Raw genomic sequence first — 18,881 nt, 5'->3', positions numbered from 1 at the left:
ATTAAAAGTGGACAGCGTAAATATGCGCTCAGGGAATCGTTATCAGAAACGTCAGCAAGCGTGGTAAGTAGACCACAGCAAACGTGAAAAGTGGCAGCGCAGAGTGTGATCGGTACAGTTTTTTACAAAAAAGGGATGTCTGGGGGAGGGAATATTGACCAGATTTATTTTTCCAGACAATAAAAAGGCCGGAAACCCGGCCTTTTTAAATGACGCATTACGCATGCGCTTCGTTATACACCTCGCGCTGCGGCTGGCGAATCGTGGTCGATAGCGCCAGCGAAAGAATAAGCAAGGCGAATATCACGCAGAAGGTCACGTAGAAGCCGCCGAACAGCGAGGCAATGAGCGATCCACAAATGCTGCCGATGCCGAAGCCGAGGTAAATCACACCGTAGTTTTTCGCCAGATTGTTCAGGCCAAAGAACTCGCTCACCAGCGACGGGAAGACGGTAATCGTTCCGCCGAAGTTAAAGGCCACGCAGGCTATCGCGGCGAAAAACGTGGCTTCGTTAAGCGGAGCAAACAGCAGCGCGGCCATCCCTACCAAAGAAACCACCTGCCCCAGCGTAATCACCCGGATACGCGACATTTTGTCTGACAGAATGCCCAGCACCAGGCGGCCAGACAGGTTGGCGATAGAGATCACCGTTACCGCATTAGCAGCCGTTGCCGCATCAAGTTTGACCATGCCCTGAGCAATATCTTTCGCTACGCCGATCACGTACAGGCCGCTCATGCAGGCCGTCAGGAACATCACCGCCAGCATCCAGTACTGCGGTTTACGCATGGATTGTGCCAGCGTGAAGTCATTCTCTACCACGCCGTTCACGGTTTTCACTTCCTGCTGGGGCGCATCTTTCATCAGCGTGGCGCCAAACAGAATCATCACCAGCACAATCGCGCCCCAGATCATGAAGGTTTTTTCGAGGCCAACGGAGGCCAGCAGCTGGGAGTCGATAAATTTAAACCCGAGGCTGCCCAGGCCATACGAACCAATCGCAAATGCCGAGATTAACCCTTTACGCTCCGGGAACCATTTCACGCAGTTGGAGAGCGTCAGCAGATACCCCGCGCCGTCTGCCAGACCTACCAGCACCCCGGCGCTCAGCCACAGCATCATCAGGTTGCTGGAGTGCGCGGTCAGGAAGAAGCCCACGCCGAGCAAAATCCCGGAGGCCATCGTCACGCGCTTAACGCCAAATCGTTCCTGAAGTTTCCCGGCTACGGAGGAAGAGATCGCCAGACCGAGGCTTAACAGACCAAAGGAGAACGCCACCTGGCTTACGGGAGCACCGAGTTTGTCAGAAAGGGCGCTGTTAAACAGGCTCCAGGTGTAAACCGACCCCAGCGCAAACTGGGTAACAATGGTGCCAAATAGCGTCAGCCAGCGGGTGCGGTTATATGTTGATGTGTTCATGGCAGTTGTCCTGCAAGAGAAATTAAGGAAATTCGCTGAGGACAACGATATACAAAACCCTAAATCCGGTGGGGTAAAACGGCATGAAGTGCAGGAGAGACGGAATGAAATGCCTGGAATCGGGAATGAATGACCTTGCCGGGGGAGCGAAACGTCAAAATGTTAGTAAGCGCTATCGCTGAAACCCCGGCCACTATTGTAGATCAAATGTTATCGTGGCAATGAATAAATTAACATTTTTAGAATTTGGCACTCACGCCCAGGCTGTAAAGCACATTTTCCCCCGTCGCGGTGTTATCCCCCTGGGACAAAGAGGCATACGCTGCCATATGCGTATTGAGCAGCATGTCCGCACCCACGCTCACATCCGTCCAGCTGCCGTACTGCTGGGCAGCGGGCGACTGCGACATGCCGAACTGCGATTTCCACTGGTTCTCGCCAAACTGCTGGTTATAGCTAATTTGGGCCCAGGGGCGCAGGTCGCCGTAATGCGAATCCACCCGCCAGCCCAGAGAGCTGACGCTGGCATGCCAGAGCGGATCGGTGAGCGATTGCGTCGTCACGCTATCGCCAAATTCGTTCATCATGGTTGGCGGCGTCCCGTCGTAGCGCCAGGCGGCTACCGGTCCGGTCGTCACGTTTTGGGAAACCGGGAAATTCCATCCCAGGCTCATGGCTGACGTATCTTCCGCCGCGCTGCCAGAAGGCATGCTGAAGGCAAATCCCGCACCGCTTTGCGACGAGCGAATACGCTCCGCAAGAATATCGTCATAGCGCGGTTGGTGATCGGCGTCCCATGTATAGCGTTCTGACGTATTACTTTGGGGGTCCGAAACGATATATTCCTGTTGCCAGGCAGACGCTGCGTTAGAAAAAAAAGCACATGCTAAGTATCCCACCAGGCTTAAAACAGCTCGGTGACCACTGATTTTTTTTATCATCATCAAAGCGACTCCAGAGAGAGCCGAGTTCGGCGATATTTGTCGTTGTAGAAAGAGGTATGAGGACAGATAGCCCTGTATTAACTATTGTCTCTTTAGCAAACACGTCAAGCCGGGTCGATTGATTTTTTTGCGGTTTCGAGATTAATAACGGAGATAACCTATGCAGCGTTGCGGTTGGGTAAGCCAGGATCAGCTTTATATCGACTATCACGACAGGGAATGGGGCGTGCCGGAAACTAACGGCCAAAAACTCTTCGAGATGATTTGCCTGGAAGGCCAGCAGGCGGGCCTCTCCTGGATTACGGTGCTGAAAAAAAGAGAGAACTATCGCAACGCCTTCCACCAGTTTGATCCTGCCGCGGTTGCGGCGATGACCGAAGAGGACGTGGAGAGGCTGCTTCAGGATACCGGCATCATCCGCCACCGCGGCAAAATCCAGGCCATTATCGGAAATGCTCGCGCGTACCTTGTCATGGAGCAAAACGGAGAACCATTCTCACCGTTTGTCTGGTCCTTCGTCGACAACGCGCCGCAGGTCACGCGTGCCGCCACGCTGGCTGAAATCCCCACCTCCACGCCTGCGTCAGACGCGCTCTCTAAGGCGCTGAAAAAGAGAGGATTCAAATTTGTGGGGTCCACGATCTGTTACTCCTTCATGCAGGCGTGCGGCCTGGTGAACGACCACATCACCGGCTGCATGTGTTACACCGGAGACCAGCATGATCCGCAAATGGCAAAATGAAAACACCGCGCCGCTTCTAAGCCTGTGGCTTGAAAGCACCACCGAAGCGCATCCGTTTATCGACGCTGGCTACTGGAAAGAGAATAAAGCCATGGTGCGGGACATCTACCTTCCCTCCGCTGAAACCTGGGTATGGGAAGAGGACGGAAAACCGCGCGGTTTTGTCAGCGTGATGGAGTTGCATTTCGTCGGCGCGCTGTTCGTCGCGCCGGCATTCATCGGCAAAGGCATCGGGCGCGCGCTGCTGAATCATGTTCAGCAGCGCTACCCAAATTTAAGCCTTGAGGTATACCAGAAGAACGTGCGGGCGGTGAATTTTTACCACTCCCAGGGGTTTCGCATTGAAGACAGCGCCTGGCAGGATGACACTCAGCACCCCACCTGGATCATGAGGTGGGAGGCGGATCAAACGCCGTTAGCGTAAGCTCAGGCCCGGTATACTTCTCAACCCACGCCAGCGCAGTATTCCCCGCGCAGCCGTTCCCCAGCTTCGAGCTGGGGAGATCTTTGGTCAGCACGTTAACCGCGCCATTTTTACAAATGCCGCCTTCGCTCGGCTCCAGGTCCGGCCAGGCCCCCTGATGAATGCAGAGCACGCCGGGCCTAATCCCCTCGCTCACCACCGCGCCCGCCAGCACCTGGCCGCGCGCGTTCCAGACGCGGACCACGTCCCCGCTTTCAATCCCGCGCGCTTTCGCATCTTCTGCATTCAGGGTGACAGGCTCGCGCCCGGCGACCGCGTACTCCTCGCGCAGCGACGAGTAGTTAAGCTGGCTGTGCAGGCGATGCGCAGGATGGGCGGAGAGCACCTGCAGCTGGTCCGGCTGGGCGTTGCCGTGCCACTCGTCCGGCTCCAGCCACGCGGGGTGAGGCGGGCAGTCGGCATAGCCAAAGCTGGCGATGCGGTCGCTATAAATCACAATCTTCCCGCTTTCGGTTTTCAGCGGATGCGCCTCGGGGTCGCGGCGGAAATCGGCGAAGCGAATGAACCGCGCGTTCTGCTCGCTTTCAGGCATTTCGAAGAGGGCATTCTTTGCCCAGAACTCGGCAAACGGCGGCAGCGTGACGCCCTGCGCGGCACCGCGCTGGCCGGCAATCTGATAGAACGTTTCCAGCCATTGCATCTCCGTTTTGCCCTCGGTAAAGCGCTCGCGCCCGCCGCGTTCCCAGCGCTCGCTCAGTTCGGCAAACACCTCAAAATCATCGCGCGCGTCGTCGCGCGGCGCCACCACGCGCTTCATCGGCACCATATGCTGGTTGCTGTAATCCCCGGTCATGGTGAGATCGTTACGCTCGAACGACGTCGTTGCCGGCAGGACGATGTCCGCATGCCTGGCTGACGCGGTCCAGAAGCACTCGGAGATCACAATCAGCTCCGGCTTCTGCCAGGCGCGGATCAGGCGATTCGTATCCTGATGATGGGTAAAGTTAGCGCCGCCCGCCCACCAGATGAACTTAATGTCCGGGAAGTGGCGATCCAGCCCGTTGTGTTGGTAGAACCCGCCGGGGTTTTCCAGCGCCTCCACGATGCGCGCCACCGGAATTTTATCGACCGCGTCCACGCCCCCCGGCACCGATCCCTGGAGCGAAGCCAGCACCGCCGCCTTACGCGTTGGGTTTCCGCCGTTGGCAAAATGGTAGGAGAGGCCAAAGCCGCCGCCCGGCGTGCCGATCTGGCCGAGCATCGCCGCAAGCGTTACCAGCATCCAGTGTTTTTGCTCGCCAAACTGCTGGCGCTGCATCCCCCAGCCGGCCATCAGCATCGTTGTATTGTTGTGGAATAAGGCTGCCAGTTCGCGAATTTTATCAGCGCTAACGCCGCAAACCTCCGCCGCCCACTCGGCGGTTTTGGCCGTGCCGTCGGATTGACCCGTCAGGTAATCTGCAAACCTGTCGAAGCCCGTGGTGCAGCGCGAAAGGAAATCCGCATCGTGCCAGCCGTTTTCAACCAGCGTATGCGCGATGCCCAGCATCATCGCCACGTCGGTGCCCATGTGCGGCGCTATCCACTCTGCGCTGTCGCCGAGGAAATCCATCGTTTCTGAGCGCATCGGGTCAATGCAAAGAATGCGCTTGCCGCTATTACGCAGCGCGTCAAAGTAACCAATGCCCTGCTCGTCGCTCGCGTTCCACGCAATCTTCAGCGTGTTGAGCGGGTTGGCGCTCCACAGCACCACCACGTCAGTATGTTCCAGCACCAGCGGCCAGCTGGTTTGCTGCTGGTAAACCTCATTCCCGCCGACGACGTACGGCATGATCGCCTGCGCCGCGCCGGTTGAGTAATCCCCCAGGTGTCCGGTATAGCCGCCCGCCAGGCTCATGTAGCGCTGCAGCAGGGTCGATGCCTTATGCAGCACGCCGTTAGAGCGCCAGCCGTAAGAGCCTGCAAAGATGGACGACGGGCCGTAGCCGTCGCGGATGCGCTTATGCTGCGCGTGAATAAGCGTAAGCGCGTCGTCCCAGCTCACGCGCACAAATTCATCCTGCCCGCGAACGCCCTGCGGCTTGTCCGGGGAGGCTAAAAAACCTTTACGTACCATCGGCCAGCGCACGCGGGTTTTGCTGTGTACCTGGTCGCGCACCGCGGTTTGCAGAGAATTGGGGTGCTGCGTGGGCAGCGCCCCGCGGGATGACAGCACATTTTCGCCGTCCGTTTCGACCAGCATCGGCCCCCAGTGGGCAGCGGTCAAAATCGTTTTTATTGAGGTGCTCAAGCGTGCGCTCCTGGTTGTCTGCAGGTTTTACGGCCTTCTTGCTGAGGCTGTTTAAGGTTTGTCACAAATTTCAGAGTTATACCCGGAATTTTCTCCGTATCCGGACGTCATAATCAACTGCCACGTGCGTCGTGGCAAAGAATAAAAAGGATTAAGGAAATAAGATGAAAAAACGTGTACTCGTCATTGCCGCTCTGGTGAGCGGTGCCCTGGCTGTTTCAGGCTGCACAACAAACCCTTACACCGGCGAGCGCGAAGCGGGGAAATCCGGCATCGGCGCAGGTCTTGGTTCACTGGTCGGTGCAGGCGTTGGCGCCCTCTCCTCTTCTAAGAAAGATCGCGGCAAAGGCGCGCTGATTGGCGCGGCGGCAGGTGCGGCTCTGGGCGGCGGCGTCGGCTATTACATGGACGTGCAGGAAGCAAAACTGCGTGACAAGATGAAAGGTACCGGCGTGAGCGTGACGCGCAGCGGGGACAACATCATCCTTAACATGCCAAACAACGTGACCTTCGACAGCAGCAGCGCAACCCTGAAGCCTGCCGGAGCAAACACCCTGACCGGCGTGGCGATGGTACTGAAAGAGTACAGCAAGACCGCCGTCAACGTGATGGGCTATACCGACAGCACCGGCAGCCAGGATCTGAACATGCGTCTGTCGCAGCAGCGCGCGGATTCCGTTGCCAGCTCGCTGATTACGCAGGGCGTTGACGCAAGCCGCATCCGCACCCGCGGTATGGGTCCGGCAAATCCAATTGCCAGCAACAGCACAACGGAAGGCAAAGCGCAGAACCGTCGCGTAGAGATTACGTTAAGCCCTATCCAGTAACCGTATTTCCCCTCTCCCCGTGACAATGGAGAGGGAATGGTTGGTTTTCCCCCTCTCTCTATGGGAGAGGGCCGGGGTGAGGGCATCAGACCGCAACCTCCCGTCAGCGCAGCGCCACCCGGCAAAATGCTTGATTCGCCAGATTTTCCCGCTAAGGTGTTCTCACTTACTTCAGGGACATCAGCGATGCGCAAATCAGCACGGGCCACCATCAGCGACGTGGCGAAAGCCGCGAAAACCGGAAAAACCAGCATTTCACGCTATCTTAACGGCGAGAAGCACCTGCTGTCCGACGCGCTGCTGGCACGCATTGAGCAAGCCATTGCCGATCTCGACTACCGCCCCAGCATTATGGCGCGCGGGCTCAAGCGCGGCCGCACCCGCCTCATCGGGCTGATCATCGCCGATATCACCAATCCCTATTCGGTAAACGTCCTGAGCGGCATTGAGGCCGCCTGCCGCGAAAAAGGCTTTACGCCGCTGGTCTGCAATACCAACAACGAGGTCGATCAGGAGCAGCACTATCTCGATCTGCTGCGCAGCTACCAGGTGGAAGGTATCGTGGTCAACGCGGTCGGCATGCGCGAGGAGGGGCTAAACCGCCTGCAGCAGTCCTCCCTGCCGATGGTGCTGATTGACCGCAAAATCCCTGAATTTGCCTGCGACGTGGTCGGTCTGGATAACGTTCAGGCAGCCACCACCGCCACGGAGCATCTTATTGAGCAAGGGTTTGAAGCGATCCTGTTTCTGAGCGAGCCGCTGGGCATGGTGAATACACGTCGCGAACGTCTGGGCGCGTTTCGCGCCACGCTGGCGCGTTTTCCCGGCGTTATCGCCGAAAATGCAGAGACCCCGCTGCATGAAGCCGAGCAGCTCGACAATCTCCTGCGCCAGTTCCATACCCGCCATCGCGGCATGCGCAAAGCGGTGATTTCCGCCAACGGCGCGCTGACGCTGCAGGTGGCCCGCGCCCTGAAGCGCATCGGCCTGCACTGGGGCAGCGATATTGGCCTGCTCGGCTTTGACGAGCTTGAATGGGCCGAGCTGGCGGGCGTCGGCATTACGACCCTCAAACAACCCACCTGGCAGATTGGCTATGCTGCTGTAGAACAGGTGGTTCGCCGTATTGAAGGCACCAGCGACGCCGTTCGTGAGCAGGTCTTCTCCGGCGAGCTGATCGTTCGCGGCTCCACCGCGCGTTAATTTTTCCCTTCGTGATACCGATCATAAATTCAACATCCTGACCTTTTCTTTGGAACCGGTTCCATCTAGCGTAATACTATCGATGACGTGATGGAGCCGGGCAATGAGCAGGAAAATAATGGTGGTCACCGCCGCGTACGGCGCGGACCAGGTACGACAGGCAGGCGGCCAGCGGGCTATGCTTCCCGTGATTGCTGGCGCTGGTGCCGACGGCGTGGAGATCCGCCGCGAGCTGTTTCGCCATGACGAGCTGCTGGCCCTGCCCGCGCTCGGTGAATCGATAGAGCTGATGGGCTTGCTGGCATGTTACTCCGCTCCTGCCGCCCTGTTTATGCCCGACGGTACGCTCAATCCGGACCTTCCCGGCTATCTGGCAGAAGCCAGCGCGATCAACGCCCTGTGGCTGAAGGTTTCACTCGGCCATTTCCGCGATAAACACCCGCTTGAAGCCCTGCGCGCGCTGCTGAACGAAAGCGGCATGGCGCTGGTGGTTGAAAATGACCAGACCGACTGCGGCCAGCTCGCGCCGATGCAGCGCTTCCAGGCGGCCTGCCGGGTCCTTGCGCTGCCCGTCACGCTGACCTTCGACATGGGCAACTGGCTTTGGGTGGGGGATTCGCCTGAAGAGGCCGCGCGCCATCTGGCCCCCGCCGTGAGCTATATCCACGTAAAAGCCGCCGTACCGCACAAAGATAACTTCCGCGCCGTTGCGCCGGACGCCACCGACGCGCGCTGGCTGGCGCTGCTGGATCAACTGCCTGCCGATGCGCCGCGCGGCATTGAGTTTCCGCTGGAGGGGCCGGATTTAACCGCCGTCACCCGCCGCTACGTTAACCTGCTGCGTGAGGAGTAAACCATGCACAAAACGCTGGATGTCATCACTATTGGCGAAGCCATGGGCATGTTTGTCGCTACCGAAACGGGCGAGCTGAGCGCGGTTGAGCACTTCATCAAGCGCGTGGCGGGCGCTGAACTTAACGTCGCCACCGGGCTGGCGCGCCTCGGGCTGAGCGTCGGCTGGGTCAGCCGCGTGGGCGACGACAGCTTTGGCCATTTCGTTCTGGACTCGCTGAAAAAAGAGGGCATCGACGCCGCTGGCGTGACCCTTGATGCCCGCTTCCCCACCGGCTTTCAGCTGAAATCTAAAGTCGAAAATGGAACCGATCCCATTGTGGAGTATTTCCGTAAAGGCTCGGCGGCGAGCCATCTCTCGGTGAGCGACTATCACGCCGGCTATTTTGCTTCGGCGCGCCACCTGCACCTCAGCGGCGTAGCGGCTGCTCTCTCTGCCAGCTCATATGAACTTCTGGATCACGCTGCCGCAACGATGAGGGCGCAGGGCAAGACTATCTCGTTCGACCCCAACCTGCGCCCGGTGCTGTGGAAAAGCGAAGCGGAGATGATCGAAAAGCTTAACCGCCTCGCGTTCCAGGCCGACTGGGTAATGCCCGGCGTGAAGGAAGGGATGATTCTGACCGGACAAAAGGCGCCGGAAGGCATTGCTGATTTCTACCTGAACAAAGGCGTGAAGGCCGTGGTGCTGAAAACCGGAGCAGACGGCGCGTGGTTCAAAACCGCAGATGGCGAGCAAGGCGCCGTCGCCGCCGTAAAAGTGGAGAACGTGGTCGACACCGTGGGCGCAGGCGACGGATTCGCCGTCGGCGTGGTGAGCGCCCTGCTGGAAGGAAAATCATTGCGGGACGCCGTCGCGCGAGGCAACAAAATCGGATCGCTGGCCATTCAGGTTCAGGGCGACAGCGAAGGGTTGCCGACACGAGCAGAGCTCGGCATCTAAATTACCCCTGACCCTAACCCTCTCCCCAAAGGGGAGAGGGAACTTGCGACATCCTCTCCCCTTTGGGGAGAGGGCCGGGGTGAGGGGGGCATAAATCGCACTCAACAAAACAAACCACCGTGTACCCTACAGACAACGGCGGTAACAACCTCAACAACAGAGGCAAGCCTATGAACAGTTCGACCAATGCAGTAAAACGCTGGTGGTACATCATGCCTATCGTGTTTATCACGTACAGCCTGGCGTATCTCGATCGTGCCAACTTCAGCTTTGCATCCGCCGCGGGGATCACCGAGGATCTGGGGATCACCAAAGGCGTCTCTTCGCTGCTGGGCGCCCTCTTCTTCCTGGGCTACTTCTTCTTCCAGATCCCCGGCGCGATCTATGCGGAACGCCGAAGCGTACGCAAGCTGATCTTTATCTGCCTGATTTTATGGGGCGGCTGCGCGTCGTTGACCGGCGTGGTCAACAACATTCCTGCGCTGGCCGCCATTCGCTTCATTCTCGGCGTGGTGGAGGCGGCGGTCATGCCCGCCATGCTGATCTACATCAGCAACTGGTTCACGAAGTCCGAACGTTCACGCGCCAACACCTTCCTGATCCTCGGGAACCCGGTCACCGTGCTGTGGATGTCGGTCGTTTCCGGCTACCTTATCCAGTCCTTCGGCTGGCGCGAAATGTTCATTATTGAGGGCGTGCCGGCGGTGATTTGGGCCTTCTGCTGGTGGGTGCTGGTGAAAGATAAGCCTGCACAGGCGAAATGGCTCTCGGAAGATGAAAAAGCCGCGCTTCAGGCGCAGCTGGATAAAGAACAGCAGGGGCTGAAGGCGGTGCGTAACTATGGCGAGGCCTTCCGCTCCCGCAACGTGATTTTACTCTGCGCGCAGTATTTTACCTGGAGCATCGGCGTGTATGGCTTCGTGCTGTGGCTGCCGTCCATTATCCGCAGCGGCGGGGAAAACCTCGGCATGGTGGAAGTGGGCTGGCTCTCTTCCGTACCCTATCTGGCCGCTACCGTTGCTATGATTATCGCCTCCTGGGCATCGGACACGCTGCAAAACCGCAAGCTGTTCGTCTGGCCGCTGCTGCTGATTGCCGCCTTTGCCTTTATCGGCTCCTGGGCCGTCGGCGCGAATCACTTCTGGGCCTCTTATACCCTGCTGGTGATCGCCGGCGCGGCAATGTACGCCCCCTACGGTCCCTTCTTCGCCATCATTCCGGAGATGCTGCCGCGCAATGTAGCGGGCGGCGCAATGGCGCTGATCAACAGCATGGGCGCGCTCGGCTCGTTCTTCGGCTCCTGGTTTGTCGGCTATCTGAACGGCGCCACCGGCAGCCCGTCGGCCTCGTACATTTTCATGGGGGTGGCGCTTTTCGCCTCAGTATGGCTAACTCTGATTGTGAAGCCTGCTAATAATCAGCAATTGCCCGTCGGCGCACGCCACGCCTGACATTTTCAACATTCACGGAGATTAGCATGAAGCCGTCCGTCATTTTGTATAAAGCACTGCCCGAAGATCTGCATAAACGCCTGGAAGACCATTTCACCGTGACGCAGGTGAAAAACCTCAGCCCGGAGACGGTGGCACAGCATGCGGATGCGTTCGCCATCGCCGAAGGGCTGCTGGGCTCAAGCGAGAAGGTGGATGCCGCGCTGCTGGAGAAAATGCCGAAGCTTCGTGCAACCTCTACGGTCTCCGTGGGATATGACAACTTCGACGTGGATGCGCTCAACGCGCGTAAGATCCTGCTTATGCATACGCCGCACGCCCTGACGGAAACCGTGGCCGACACGCTGATGGCGCTCGTCCTCGCTACGGCCCGCCGCGTGGTTGAAGTGGCAGAGCGCGTTAAGGCCGGTGAATGGACCAAAAGCATTGGACCGGACTGGTTCGGCGTAGACGTTCACGGCAAAACGCTGGGGATTGTCGGCATGGGCCGCATAGGCCTGGCGTTAGCGCAGCGCGCCCATTTCGGCTTCAACATGCCGATTCTGTACAACGCACGTCGCCACCACGGCGAAGCGGAAGAGCGTTTCAACGCCCGCTACTGCGAGCTGGACACCCTGTTACAGGAATCGGACTACGTGTGCCTTATCCTGCCGCTCACGGACGAAACGCATCATCTGATTGGCAAGCCGGCATTCGAGAAGATGAAAAAATCGGCCATTTTCATTAACGCAGGCCGCGGCCCGGTGGTAGATGAAAAGGCACTGATTGAGGCGCTGCAGAAGGGTGACATCCACGCGGCCGGTCTGGACGTATTTGAGCAGGAGCCGCTGCCCGTCGATTCGCCGCTGCTCAGCCTGCCCAACGTGGTCGCGCTGCCGCACATCGGTTCGGCAACCCATGAGACGCGCTACAACATGGCGGCCACCGCCGTGGATAACCTGATCGCCGCGCTGGGCGGAAGGGTGGAGAAAAACTGCGTGAACCCGCAGGTTCAGGGATAGAAACGAAAAAACCCGCCAGAAGGCGGGTTTTTGAATTTTGTGCTACTGGGTTGGAAGCTTACAGGCTTACAACGTTACCAGCTGCTGGGCCTTTAGCGCCGCTTTCGATGGTGAAGGACACTTTCTGACCTTCGTCCAGAGATTTGTAGCCATCGTTCTGGATAGCAGAGAAGTGTACGAACACATCTTTAGAGCCATCGTCAGGAGTGATGAAGCCGAAACCTTTATCAGCGTTGAACCATTTTACCAGACCAGTCATTTTAGCAGACATAGAAATTACCTTATTAACAAATATATTGTGCCTTCCGGCTTGATGGATTGCGTTACAGATTTTTAAGCGATGAAGGAAGGGTCACTACGAAGGGTATCTATGGATAACAATCTGGACTGCTTAACTAAACTGCTTTAGGTCTGTGTAACAAACCGACGGGGATAGTTATACCGATGTGGTAGATGAATGACAAGCGTTATTTTGATCAATGATAAAAAAACCCCGCCTGAAGCGGGGTTTTGCACTTATTCCGTCGCGGCGACTGCCGCACTCCACGCCTGGCTGAAGGCCTGGTGCTGGGAGGCCAGCGGCCCAATCAGGCTGTTGTATTCGCTTGCCTGCTGGGAAGTCGGGAACTGGATGCCGTTAGAGACAAAGCTCACCTGCGTACCCTGCTGAGAAATAAAATCACCCACCTGCACCAGCTGCTGAGTGAAAATCTGCGCGGCCGGGATCAGCGGCTGCAGGGCGTCAGACGGTTTGATTACCACTTTCTCATACACTTTATCGAAGACCGGCTTGAGATCGTCGCCCTGCTTCAGCGCGGAGCGGGACGCATCAGCCTGCATTTTTGCGTTTTGCAGCTGCTGGCTCAACACGCCGAGCGCGCCGTTAGACTGACGCAGCGGCTCGCGCTGGGTCATGTAATCCTGCGGCATACGAATCGCGTTAACGCTGTCCACTACCGGACGAATGCCGGAATCCATCGCCTGGCTCACCTGCTGCGAATAGCCGTAAAGGATCGCGTAATCAGAGACGAAGGGTCCAAACTGTTTTTTCTGATCCGCAGTCAGCGTTGGCAAACGCTCGCCGCTGCGCATCACGGTATTCTGCAGAAAATCGATAAACGCTTTGCGCTGATCGCCTTCTTTATCGAAACACCCACTCAGGCTAACTACCATCAACAACGCCGCAATAGGCGCAAACCAGCGAGAGCAGGACTTTCCTGTCGCCATTTTATTACTCCTTTCACCCAAAAAAGCGCACACCGGCACACGCGTGCCTGACGGCTTACAAGAATAGTCCAGGTCAGCGCTGCAAGATACCCTTTTCACGCAAAACGGCTATTGCCGTTTTATTTCTGACTATTTACAAAAAAATACGCTGGCTAAGTGTTTTATGCGTAATCAGAGCATTAGCCTTCCCCTTCCGAGAGCTGAAACGCTTAAGGCATTCATTACCGCACGATTAATCACACCCGTGACGATCCGATGTTTGTTCCAGAGACTATTCTTAACAGGCTCTCTATTGTTCACGATCCCGCAGTGTGATTTAAGAGGAGTTCTCAATGGAATTAAAAGATCCTGAGTTTGAGCTGCTGAGCAGCCTGGAACAGATTATTTTTAAAGATGTCCCGCAGACGATTACTCTGCAACAGAAATCCAATCCCTTTACCGAATTTGAGCGATTACGCAAAGGGTCTGGACTCAAAACGGATGAATTCGCCAGAGCCATGGGCGTCAGCGTGGCGATGGTGCTGGAGTGGGAATCGAAACGCGAAAAGCCCACACCAACCGAGTTAAAGCTGATGAGCCTGATTCAGGCGAACCCTGCCCTCAGCAAGCAGATAGCGTAAAAAAGTTTGTTTCCGCCCCCGCCGTTGCGGGGGTTTGTGTGTTAAAGGCTTTCACAACGCCAGCCGTTTTCTCCCCATACCAGCTCATGCGTCAGCCCGAGCCCTTTCAGGAAAGCCTCATCATGTGATACGACCAGCAGCGCGCCGGGAAACTCGGCGAGCGCCGCCTCGATCGCCTGAACGGATGCTAAATCAAGATGGTTCGTGGGTTCATCCAGCAATAAAAGCCGTGCCGCCTCTTCTCGCCACAGCGCACAGGCAAGCGCGGCCTTCAGGCGTTCACCGCCGCTCAGCTCGGCCAGCGGGAGCGTCACTTTATCCGCGCCCAGCTGAAGCTGCGCCAGACGGGTGCGCAGCGCGCCCGCTTCCAGCGGCGTATTGCTCAGGTTGAGGTGCGCCATCACCGACAGGGAAAGATCCAGCTGCGACAGATGCTGATCGAGATACGCGCACGCCACCGACCGCTGGCAGGCACCCGAGACAGCAGGCTCTGTTCCCAGGATCGCTCTCAACAGGGTGGATTTCCCGCAGCCGTTCGGTCCGCGCAGCGCCACGCGCATGGGGCCATCCATTCGCCAGCTAAGAGGCGGGATAGTCACATGCGGCAGTACCAGATCCTCAAGCACCAGCACCTGTTTTCCTTCGGCAATGCGGCTGCCTGGGAGGGTAAACATGACCGGGCTATCCTCCTCCACCCGCTCGCGCGCCTTGTTTACCGCGGCATTCAGCGCCTCGTTTTGATCGCTATGCTGCTTTTTCCAGGCACCGATGCGCTCCTTTGCCGCGCCTTTGTATTTGACCCGCTCGAACGAGGCGATATTGAGCGTATCGACGGTGCGCAGCGTTTTTGCCGAGCGCCTCTGGCTGTCGTCATGCTCTTTTTGCATACGCGCGCGGGTGCGTTTCCGCTCCGTCGCCGCGTGCTCCAGGGCCGAGCGGGCGGCCTGCTGCTCGGCATCACGCTGGCGCTGGTAGGCCGCGTAATCGCCTCCGTAGCTGCGCAGGCCTGCGGCGCTGAGCTCAAGAATGCGCGGCACCCGGGAGAGCAGCTCACGATCGTGGGAGGCCACCAGCGCGCCGCCCTGATAGCGGCCAAGTTGATCGTAAAACCATGCCCGGCCCTGCCGATCGAGGTGGTTGGTCGGTTCATCCAGCAGCAGATAATCTGCACCTGCGGTAAACGCCCCGCAAAGCAGCGCGCGGATGCGCTCGCCGCCGCTGAGCGCTGCGGCAGGCCTGTTCGGTTCAAATGGCGGAAGCTTTGCATCGATAAAGGCATCGCACAGACGCTCGGCTAAATCCCAGTATCCGTCCAGGTTATCCAGATCTTCAGGCTGATAATTGCCGCTATCGATGCGCTCTCTTGCAGCGAAGATTGAGGAAAAACCAAGGAGTTCCGCCAGCGTGGTATGCGGGTAAATATCGTGCTGTTGTGCCACGTAGGCAACCGTGCCAAAACGCTCAATATGACCGCTGGCGGGTTCGTCTATCCCCGCGAGCAGGCGCAAAAGCCGCGTTTTTCCGCTCCCGTTACGCCCCACCAGCCCGCAAAGGGATGGCTCCAGCGCGAGATTCAGCGGGCCAAAAAGGGTATCGCCCGTCGCAAACTGACAGGTGATCTGATGCAAAATAAAAGAAGGGGACTGCGCAAAATGAGCCATAAGCACTCCTGAATGAAATCAAAACATCCCCTGCCGACGCGGTCGCGTTTAGCAAGGATCGAAATTCATCAGTCGTGTTTGTTCATTTTCGGGGGGCGCTCCTGAGGAGAAAGTTAACGGGGTAAGGATAGCGGTATATTGCTGACCGTTACAAGGTTAATTTTTCAGCAGCGCGCCATAAAAAAACCCGCCGAAGCGGGTTTTGAGCATGAATTGGCCCGTGCAAGCGCAGCGCTGCCGGGCAGCAGGCGCATTACTGCAGCAGCGAAATATCCGCTACGCGCAGGAACAGCTCGCGCAGTTTTTCAAGCATCGTCAGGCGGTTAACGCGCAGCTCTTTGTCTTCTACGTTGACCATAACCTTTTCGAAGAAGGCATCCACCGGCTCGCGCAGCTCGGCCAGCTCCACCAGCGCTTCCTGATAGCGACCTTCAGCAAAAAGCGGTTCCAGCTTGTCGCGCAGCACCACAACCTGCATGGCGAGGGCGATCTCTTCCGGCTCTTTCAGCGTCGCGGCGTTCACGCGCTCGTTGAGCGTCTCGTCGGATTTCGCCAGAATGTTGGATACGCGCTTGTTGGCCGCCGCCAGCGCAGATGACGCTTCCAGCGTGCGGAAGTGGGACACCGCCTTCATACGCGCGTCGAAATCTGCCGGGCGCGTCGGACGGCGCGCCAGCACCGCCTGAATGGTATCGACGGTGTAGCCTTCGTCCTGATACCAGGCGCGGAAACGACCGAGCATGAAGTCGATAACGTCATCCACTACTTTCACGTTGGTCAGCTTGTCGCCGTACAGACGCACCGCTTCTTCGGTCAGGGTTTGCAGATCGAGGTTGAGGTTCTTCTCAACGATGATACGCAGCACGCCCAGCGCGGCACGACGCAGCGCAAACGGGTCTTTATCGCCTTTTGGATGCTGGCCGATGCCGAAAATACCCGCCAGGGTGTCCATTTTGTCGGCAATCGCCACGGCGCAGGCCACCGGGTTAGACGGCAGATCGTCACCCGCAAAGCGCGGCTGATATTGTTCGTTCAGAGCGACAGCAACGTCTTCCGCTTCACCATCGTGACGCGCGTAGTGCATGCCCATAACGCCCTGGGTGTCGGTAAATTCGAACACCATGTTGGTCATCAGGTCGCACTTGGACAGCAGGCCCGCGCGGGTCGCGTGGTTCACGTCAGCGCCGATTTCGCGCGCAATCCAGCCGGACAGCTCCGCAATACGGTCGGTCTTGTCGCGCAGCGTACCTAGCTGCTGCTGGAACAGTACGGTTTGCAGGCGCGGCAGGTTATCTTCAAGACGCTTTTTACGGTCGGTGTTAAAGAAGAACTCCGCATCCGCCAGGCGTGGACGAACCACCTTCTCGTTGCCGGAGATAATCTGGATCGGATCTTTGGATTCGATGTTAGCGACGAAGATAAAGTTTGGCAGCAGCTTGCCGTCGTTGGCGTAGACGGGGAAGTACTTCTGGTCACCCTTCATGGTGTACACCAGCGCTTCCGCCGGAACGGCCAGGAACTTCTCTTCGAACTTCGCCGTGAGCACCACCGGCCATTCAACCAAAGAGGTCACTTCTTCCAGCAGGCTTTCGCTCAGGTCGGCGTTACCGCCAATCTTACGCGCCGCTTCTTCGGCATCCGCTTTGATTTTCGCTTTACGCTGCTCGTAATCGGCAATGACCTTACCGCGCTCCAGCAGGATCTGCGGGTACTGATCGGCGTTGTCGATGGTGAACTCCGGCTCGCCCATAAAGCGGTGGCCGCGGATCACGCGATCGGACGCGACGCCCAGGATGGTGGCAGGGATGACGGTGTCGCCCAGCAGCAGGGTCACGGTGTGTACCGGACGCACGAAGTGCACGTCGGACGCGCCCCAGCGCATCAGCTTAGGAATTGGCAGCTTGGCCAGCGAGGTGGCAACCATGTTGGGCAGCAGCGCTTCCGCGCTTTCGCCTTTAACATGGGCGCGATACAGCAGCCATTCGCCTTTATCGGTGGTCAGACGCTCGGCCTGATCGACGGTAATACCGCAGCCGCGCGCCCAGCCTTCAGCCGCTTTGCTCGGCTTGCCTTCCGCGTCAAACGCCTGGGCAATCGCCGGGCCACGTTTTTCAACTTCACGATCCGGCTGGGATGCCGCCAGATTTGCTACCTTCAGCGCCAGACGGCGAGGTGCAGCAAACCATTCAATTTTACCGTGCGCCAGGCCAGCGTTATCCAGCTCGGCGGTCACGTTCGCAGCAAAAGATTCAGCCAGGCTGCGCAGGGCTTTTGGTGGCAGCTCTTCGGTGCCGATTTCCACCAGGAAAGTTTTCTCAGACATGGCCGCCTCTTATTTGTTTCGGTTGCACATCGGGAAGCCAAGGGCTTCACGGGACGCGTAGTAAGCTTCTGCAACGGCTTTGGTCAGGGTACGAATACGCAGAATGTAGCGCTGACGTTCAGTCACGGAGATGGCTTTGCGGGCGTCCAGCAGGTTGAAGCTGTGGGCGGCCTTCAGAATACGCTCGTAGGCTGGCAGCGGCAGCGGAGTCTCCAGCGCCAGCAGCTGCTGGGCTTCTTTCTCGTACTGCTCGAAGCAGGTGAACAGGAAGTCCACGTCCGCGTACTCGAAGTTATAGGTGGATTGCTCCACTTCGTTCTGATGGAACACGTCGCCGTAGGTGGTTTTACCCAGCGGGCCGTCGCTCCAGACCAGGTCGTAAACGCTGTCTACGCCCTGAATGTACATCGCCAGACGTTCCAGACCGTAGGTGATTTCACCGGTGATCGGTTTACATTCCAGACCGCCAACCTGCTGGAAGTAGGTAAACTGCGTCACTTCCATGCCGTTCAGCCACACTTCCCAGCCCAGGCCCCAGGCACCCAGCGTAGGGTTTTCCCAGTTATCTTCCACGAAACGGATGTCGTGGATGGTTGGGTCCATGCCCAGCTCTTTCAGCGACCCAAGGTACAGCTCCTGAATGTTGTCCGGAGAGGGCTTAATGACCACCTGGAACTGATAGTAGTGCTGCAGTCGGTTCGGGTTTTCGCCGTAACGGCCATCGGTAGGACGGCGGGATGGCTGCACATAGGCCGTTGCCATCGGCTCTGGCCCCAGCGCGCGCAGGCTGGTCATCGGGTGTGAAGTGCCTGCGCCAACTTCCATGTCCAATGGTTGAACAATGGTGCAGCCCTGGCGAGCCCAGTAATCCTGCAAGGTCAGGATCAGGCCCTGAAAGGTCTTGGTATCAAACTTTTGCATAGTATTTCGTGCTGGATACGTGTGGTTTTAAA

Annotated in this window: 17 protein-coding genes; 9 read left to right on the top strand and 8 right to left on the bottom strand. The window is 57.9% G+C overall.

The window, feature by feature from the left end; genetic code table 11:
• Positions 1-217: 217 nt before the first annotated feature.
• A complete protein-coding gene (locus DBY73_RS15380; RefSeq protein WP_112011956.1) occupies positions 218-1,420 on the bottom strand; it encodes an MFS transporter in 1,203 nt (400 codons plus the stop codon).
• A 239-nt stretch (positions 1,421-1,659) separates the two neighbouring features.
• Positions 1,660-2,364: an autotransporter domain-containing protein gene (locus tag DBY73_RS15375; protein ID WP_112011955.1), complete on the bottom strand. Its 705-nt coding sequence runs from the start codon at positions 2,362-2,364 to the stop codon at positions 1,660-1,662.
• A gap of 160 nt (positions 2,365-2,524) precedes the next feature.
• On the opposite strand from DBY73_RS15375, the gene tag reads away from it, so the two are divergent.
• Together tag and DBY73_RS15365 are read left to right on the top strand one after the other, a co-directional pair.
• Positions 2,525-3,106, top strand: coding sequence for a DNA-3-methyladenine glycosylase I (gene tag, locus DBY73_RS15370; protein WP_112011954.1), 582 nt, complete (start codon positions 2,525-2,527; stop codon positions 3,104-3,106).
• Entirely contained in the window at positions 3,084-3,530 is a 447-nt protein-coding gene (locus DBY73_RS15365) for an N-acetyltransferase (protein WP_112011953.1), read from the top strand. Before tag ends, DBY73_RS15365 begins: the two co-directional genes overlap by 23 nt.
• Here the strand turns inward: DBY73_RS15365 and DBY73_RS15360 are convergent.
• Complete coding sequence (locus DBY73_RS15360) at positions 3,493-5,772, bottom strand: molybdopterin guanine dinucleotide-containing S/N-oxide reductase (RefSeq protein ID WP_258458742.1); 2,280 nt, start codon at positions 5,770-5,772, stop codon at positions 3,493-3,495. The two genes, DBY73_RS15365 and DBY73_RS15360, sit on opposite strands and share 38 nt — an antisense overlap.
• A 212-nt stretch (positions 5,773-5,984) precedes the next feature.
• Between DBY73_RS15360 and DBY73_RS15355 the strand changes: the two genes are divergently transcribed.
• From DBY73_RS15355 to ghrB, 6 genes are all read left to right on the top strand, one after another.
• Positions 5,985-6,647 carry an OmpA family lipoprotein gene (locus DBY73_RS15355; RefSeq protein WP_112011951.1) on the top strand — a complete coding sequence of 221 codons (663 nt, stop codon included), beginning with the start codon at positions 5,985-5,987 and terminating at the stop codon, positions 6,645-6,647.
• Positions 6,648-6,833: 186 nt separating this feature from the next.
• On the top strand, positions 6,834-7,850 hold the full coding sequence (locus tag DBY73_RS15345) for a LacI family DNA-binding transcriptional regulator (protein ID WP_112011950.1): 1,017 nt from the start codon (positions 6,834-6,836) through the stop codon (positions 7,848-7,850).
• A gap of 103 nt (positions 7,851-7,953) precedes the next feature.
• Positions 7,954-8,703 (top strand): sugar phosphate isomerase/epimerase, encoded by a 750-nt coding sequence (locus DBY73_RS15340; RefSeq protein ID WP_112011949.1) that lies wholly within the window; start codon positions 7,954-7,956, stop codon positions 8,701-8,703.
• Between the two features lie 3 nt (positions 8,704-8,706).
• Complete coding sequence (locus tag DBY73_RS15335; protein WP_112011948.1) at positions 8,707-9,645, top strand: sugar kinase; 939 nt, start codon at positions 8,707-8,709, stop codon at positions 9,643-9,645.
• A gap of 170 nt (positions 9,646-9,815) precedes the next feature.
• Entirely contained in the window at positions 9,816-11,096 is a 1,281-nt protein-coding gene (locus DBY73_RS15330; protein ID WP_112011947.1) for an MFS transporter, read from the top strand.
• Positions 11,097-11,122: 26 nt separating this feature from the next.
• Positions 11,123-12,097, top strand: a complete 975-nt coding sequence (gene ghrB, locus DBY73_RS15325; protein WP_112011946.1) for a glyoxylate/hydroxypyruvate reductase GhrB — start codon at positions 11,123-11,125, stop codon at positions 12,095-12,097.
• 58 nt (positions 12,098-12,155) lie between these two features.
• Here the strand turns inward: ghrB and cspA are convergent, their stop codons facing one another.
• The gene (gene cspA / locus DBY73_RS15320; protein WP_003860775.1) at positions 12,156-12,368 is read right to left on the bottom strand and encodes an RNA chaperone/antiterminator CspA; all 213 of its coding nucleotides are present in this window, start codon (positions 12,366-12,368) and stop codon (positions 12,156-12,158) included.
• A gap of 245 nt (positions 12,369-12,613) precedes the next feature.
• Entirely contained in the window at positions 12,614-13,324 is a 711-nt protein-coding gene (locus DBY73_RS15315; protein WP_112011945.1) for a DUF3053 domain-containing protein, read from the bottom strand.
• 332 nt (positions 13,325-13,656) lie between these two features.
• Between DBY73_RS15315 and DBY73_RS15305 the strand changes: the two genes are divergently transcribed.
• On the top strand, positions 13,657-13,944 hold the full coding sequence (locus tag DBY73_RS15305) for an HTH-type transcriptional regulator (protein WP_112011944.1): 288 nt from the start codon (positions 13,657-13,659) through the stop codon (positions 13,942-13,944).
• A gap of 41 nt (positions 13,945-13,985) precedes the next feature.
• Here the strand turns inward: DBY73_RS15305 and DBY73_RS15300 are convergent, their stop codons facing one another.
• The 3 genes from DBY73_RS15300 to glyQ form a co-directional block, all read right to left on the bottom strand.
• Complete coding sequence (locus DBY73_RS15300) at positions 13,986-15,605, bottom strand: ABC-F family ATP-binding cassette domain-containing protein (RefSeq protein ID WP_112011943.1); 1,620 nt, start codon at positions 15,603-15,605, stop codon at positions 13,986-13,988.
• 253 nt (positions 15,606-15,858) lie between these two features.
• Positions 15,859-17,928: a glycine--tRNA ligase subunit beta gene (gene glyS / locus DBY73_RS15295; protein WP_112011942.1), complete on the bottom strand. Its 2,070-nt coding sequence runs from the start codon at positions 17,926-17,928 to the stop codon at positions 15,859-15,861.
• Between the two features lie 9 nt (positions 17,929-17,937).
• On the bottom strand, positions 17,938-18,849 hold the full coding sequence (gene glyQ / locus DBY73_RS15290) for a glycine--tRNA ligase subunit alpha (RefSeq protein WP_003860141.1): 912 nt from the start codon (positions 18,847-18,849) through the stop codon (positions 17,938-17,940).
• Positions 18,850-18,881 lie beyond the last annotated feature (32 nt).

The sequence above is a fragment of the Enterobacter sp. RIT418 genome (assembly GCF_003057745.1).
Taxonomy (GTDB): Bacteria; Pseudomonadota; Gammaproteobacteria; order Enterobacterales; family Enterobacteriaceae; genus Enterobacter.
This window is presented reverse-complemented; position numbering and strand designations above follow the sequence as displayed.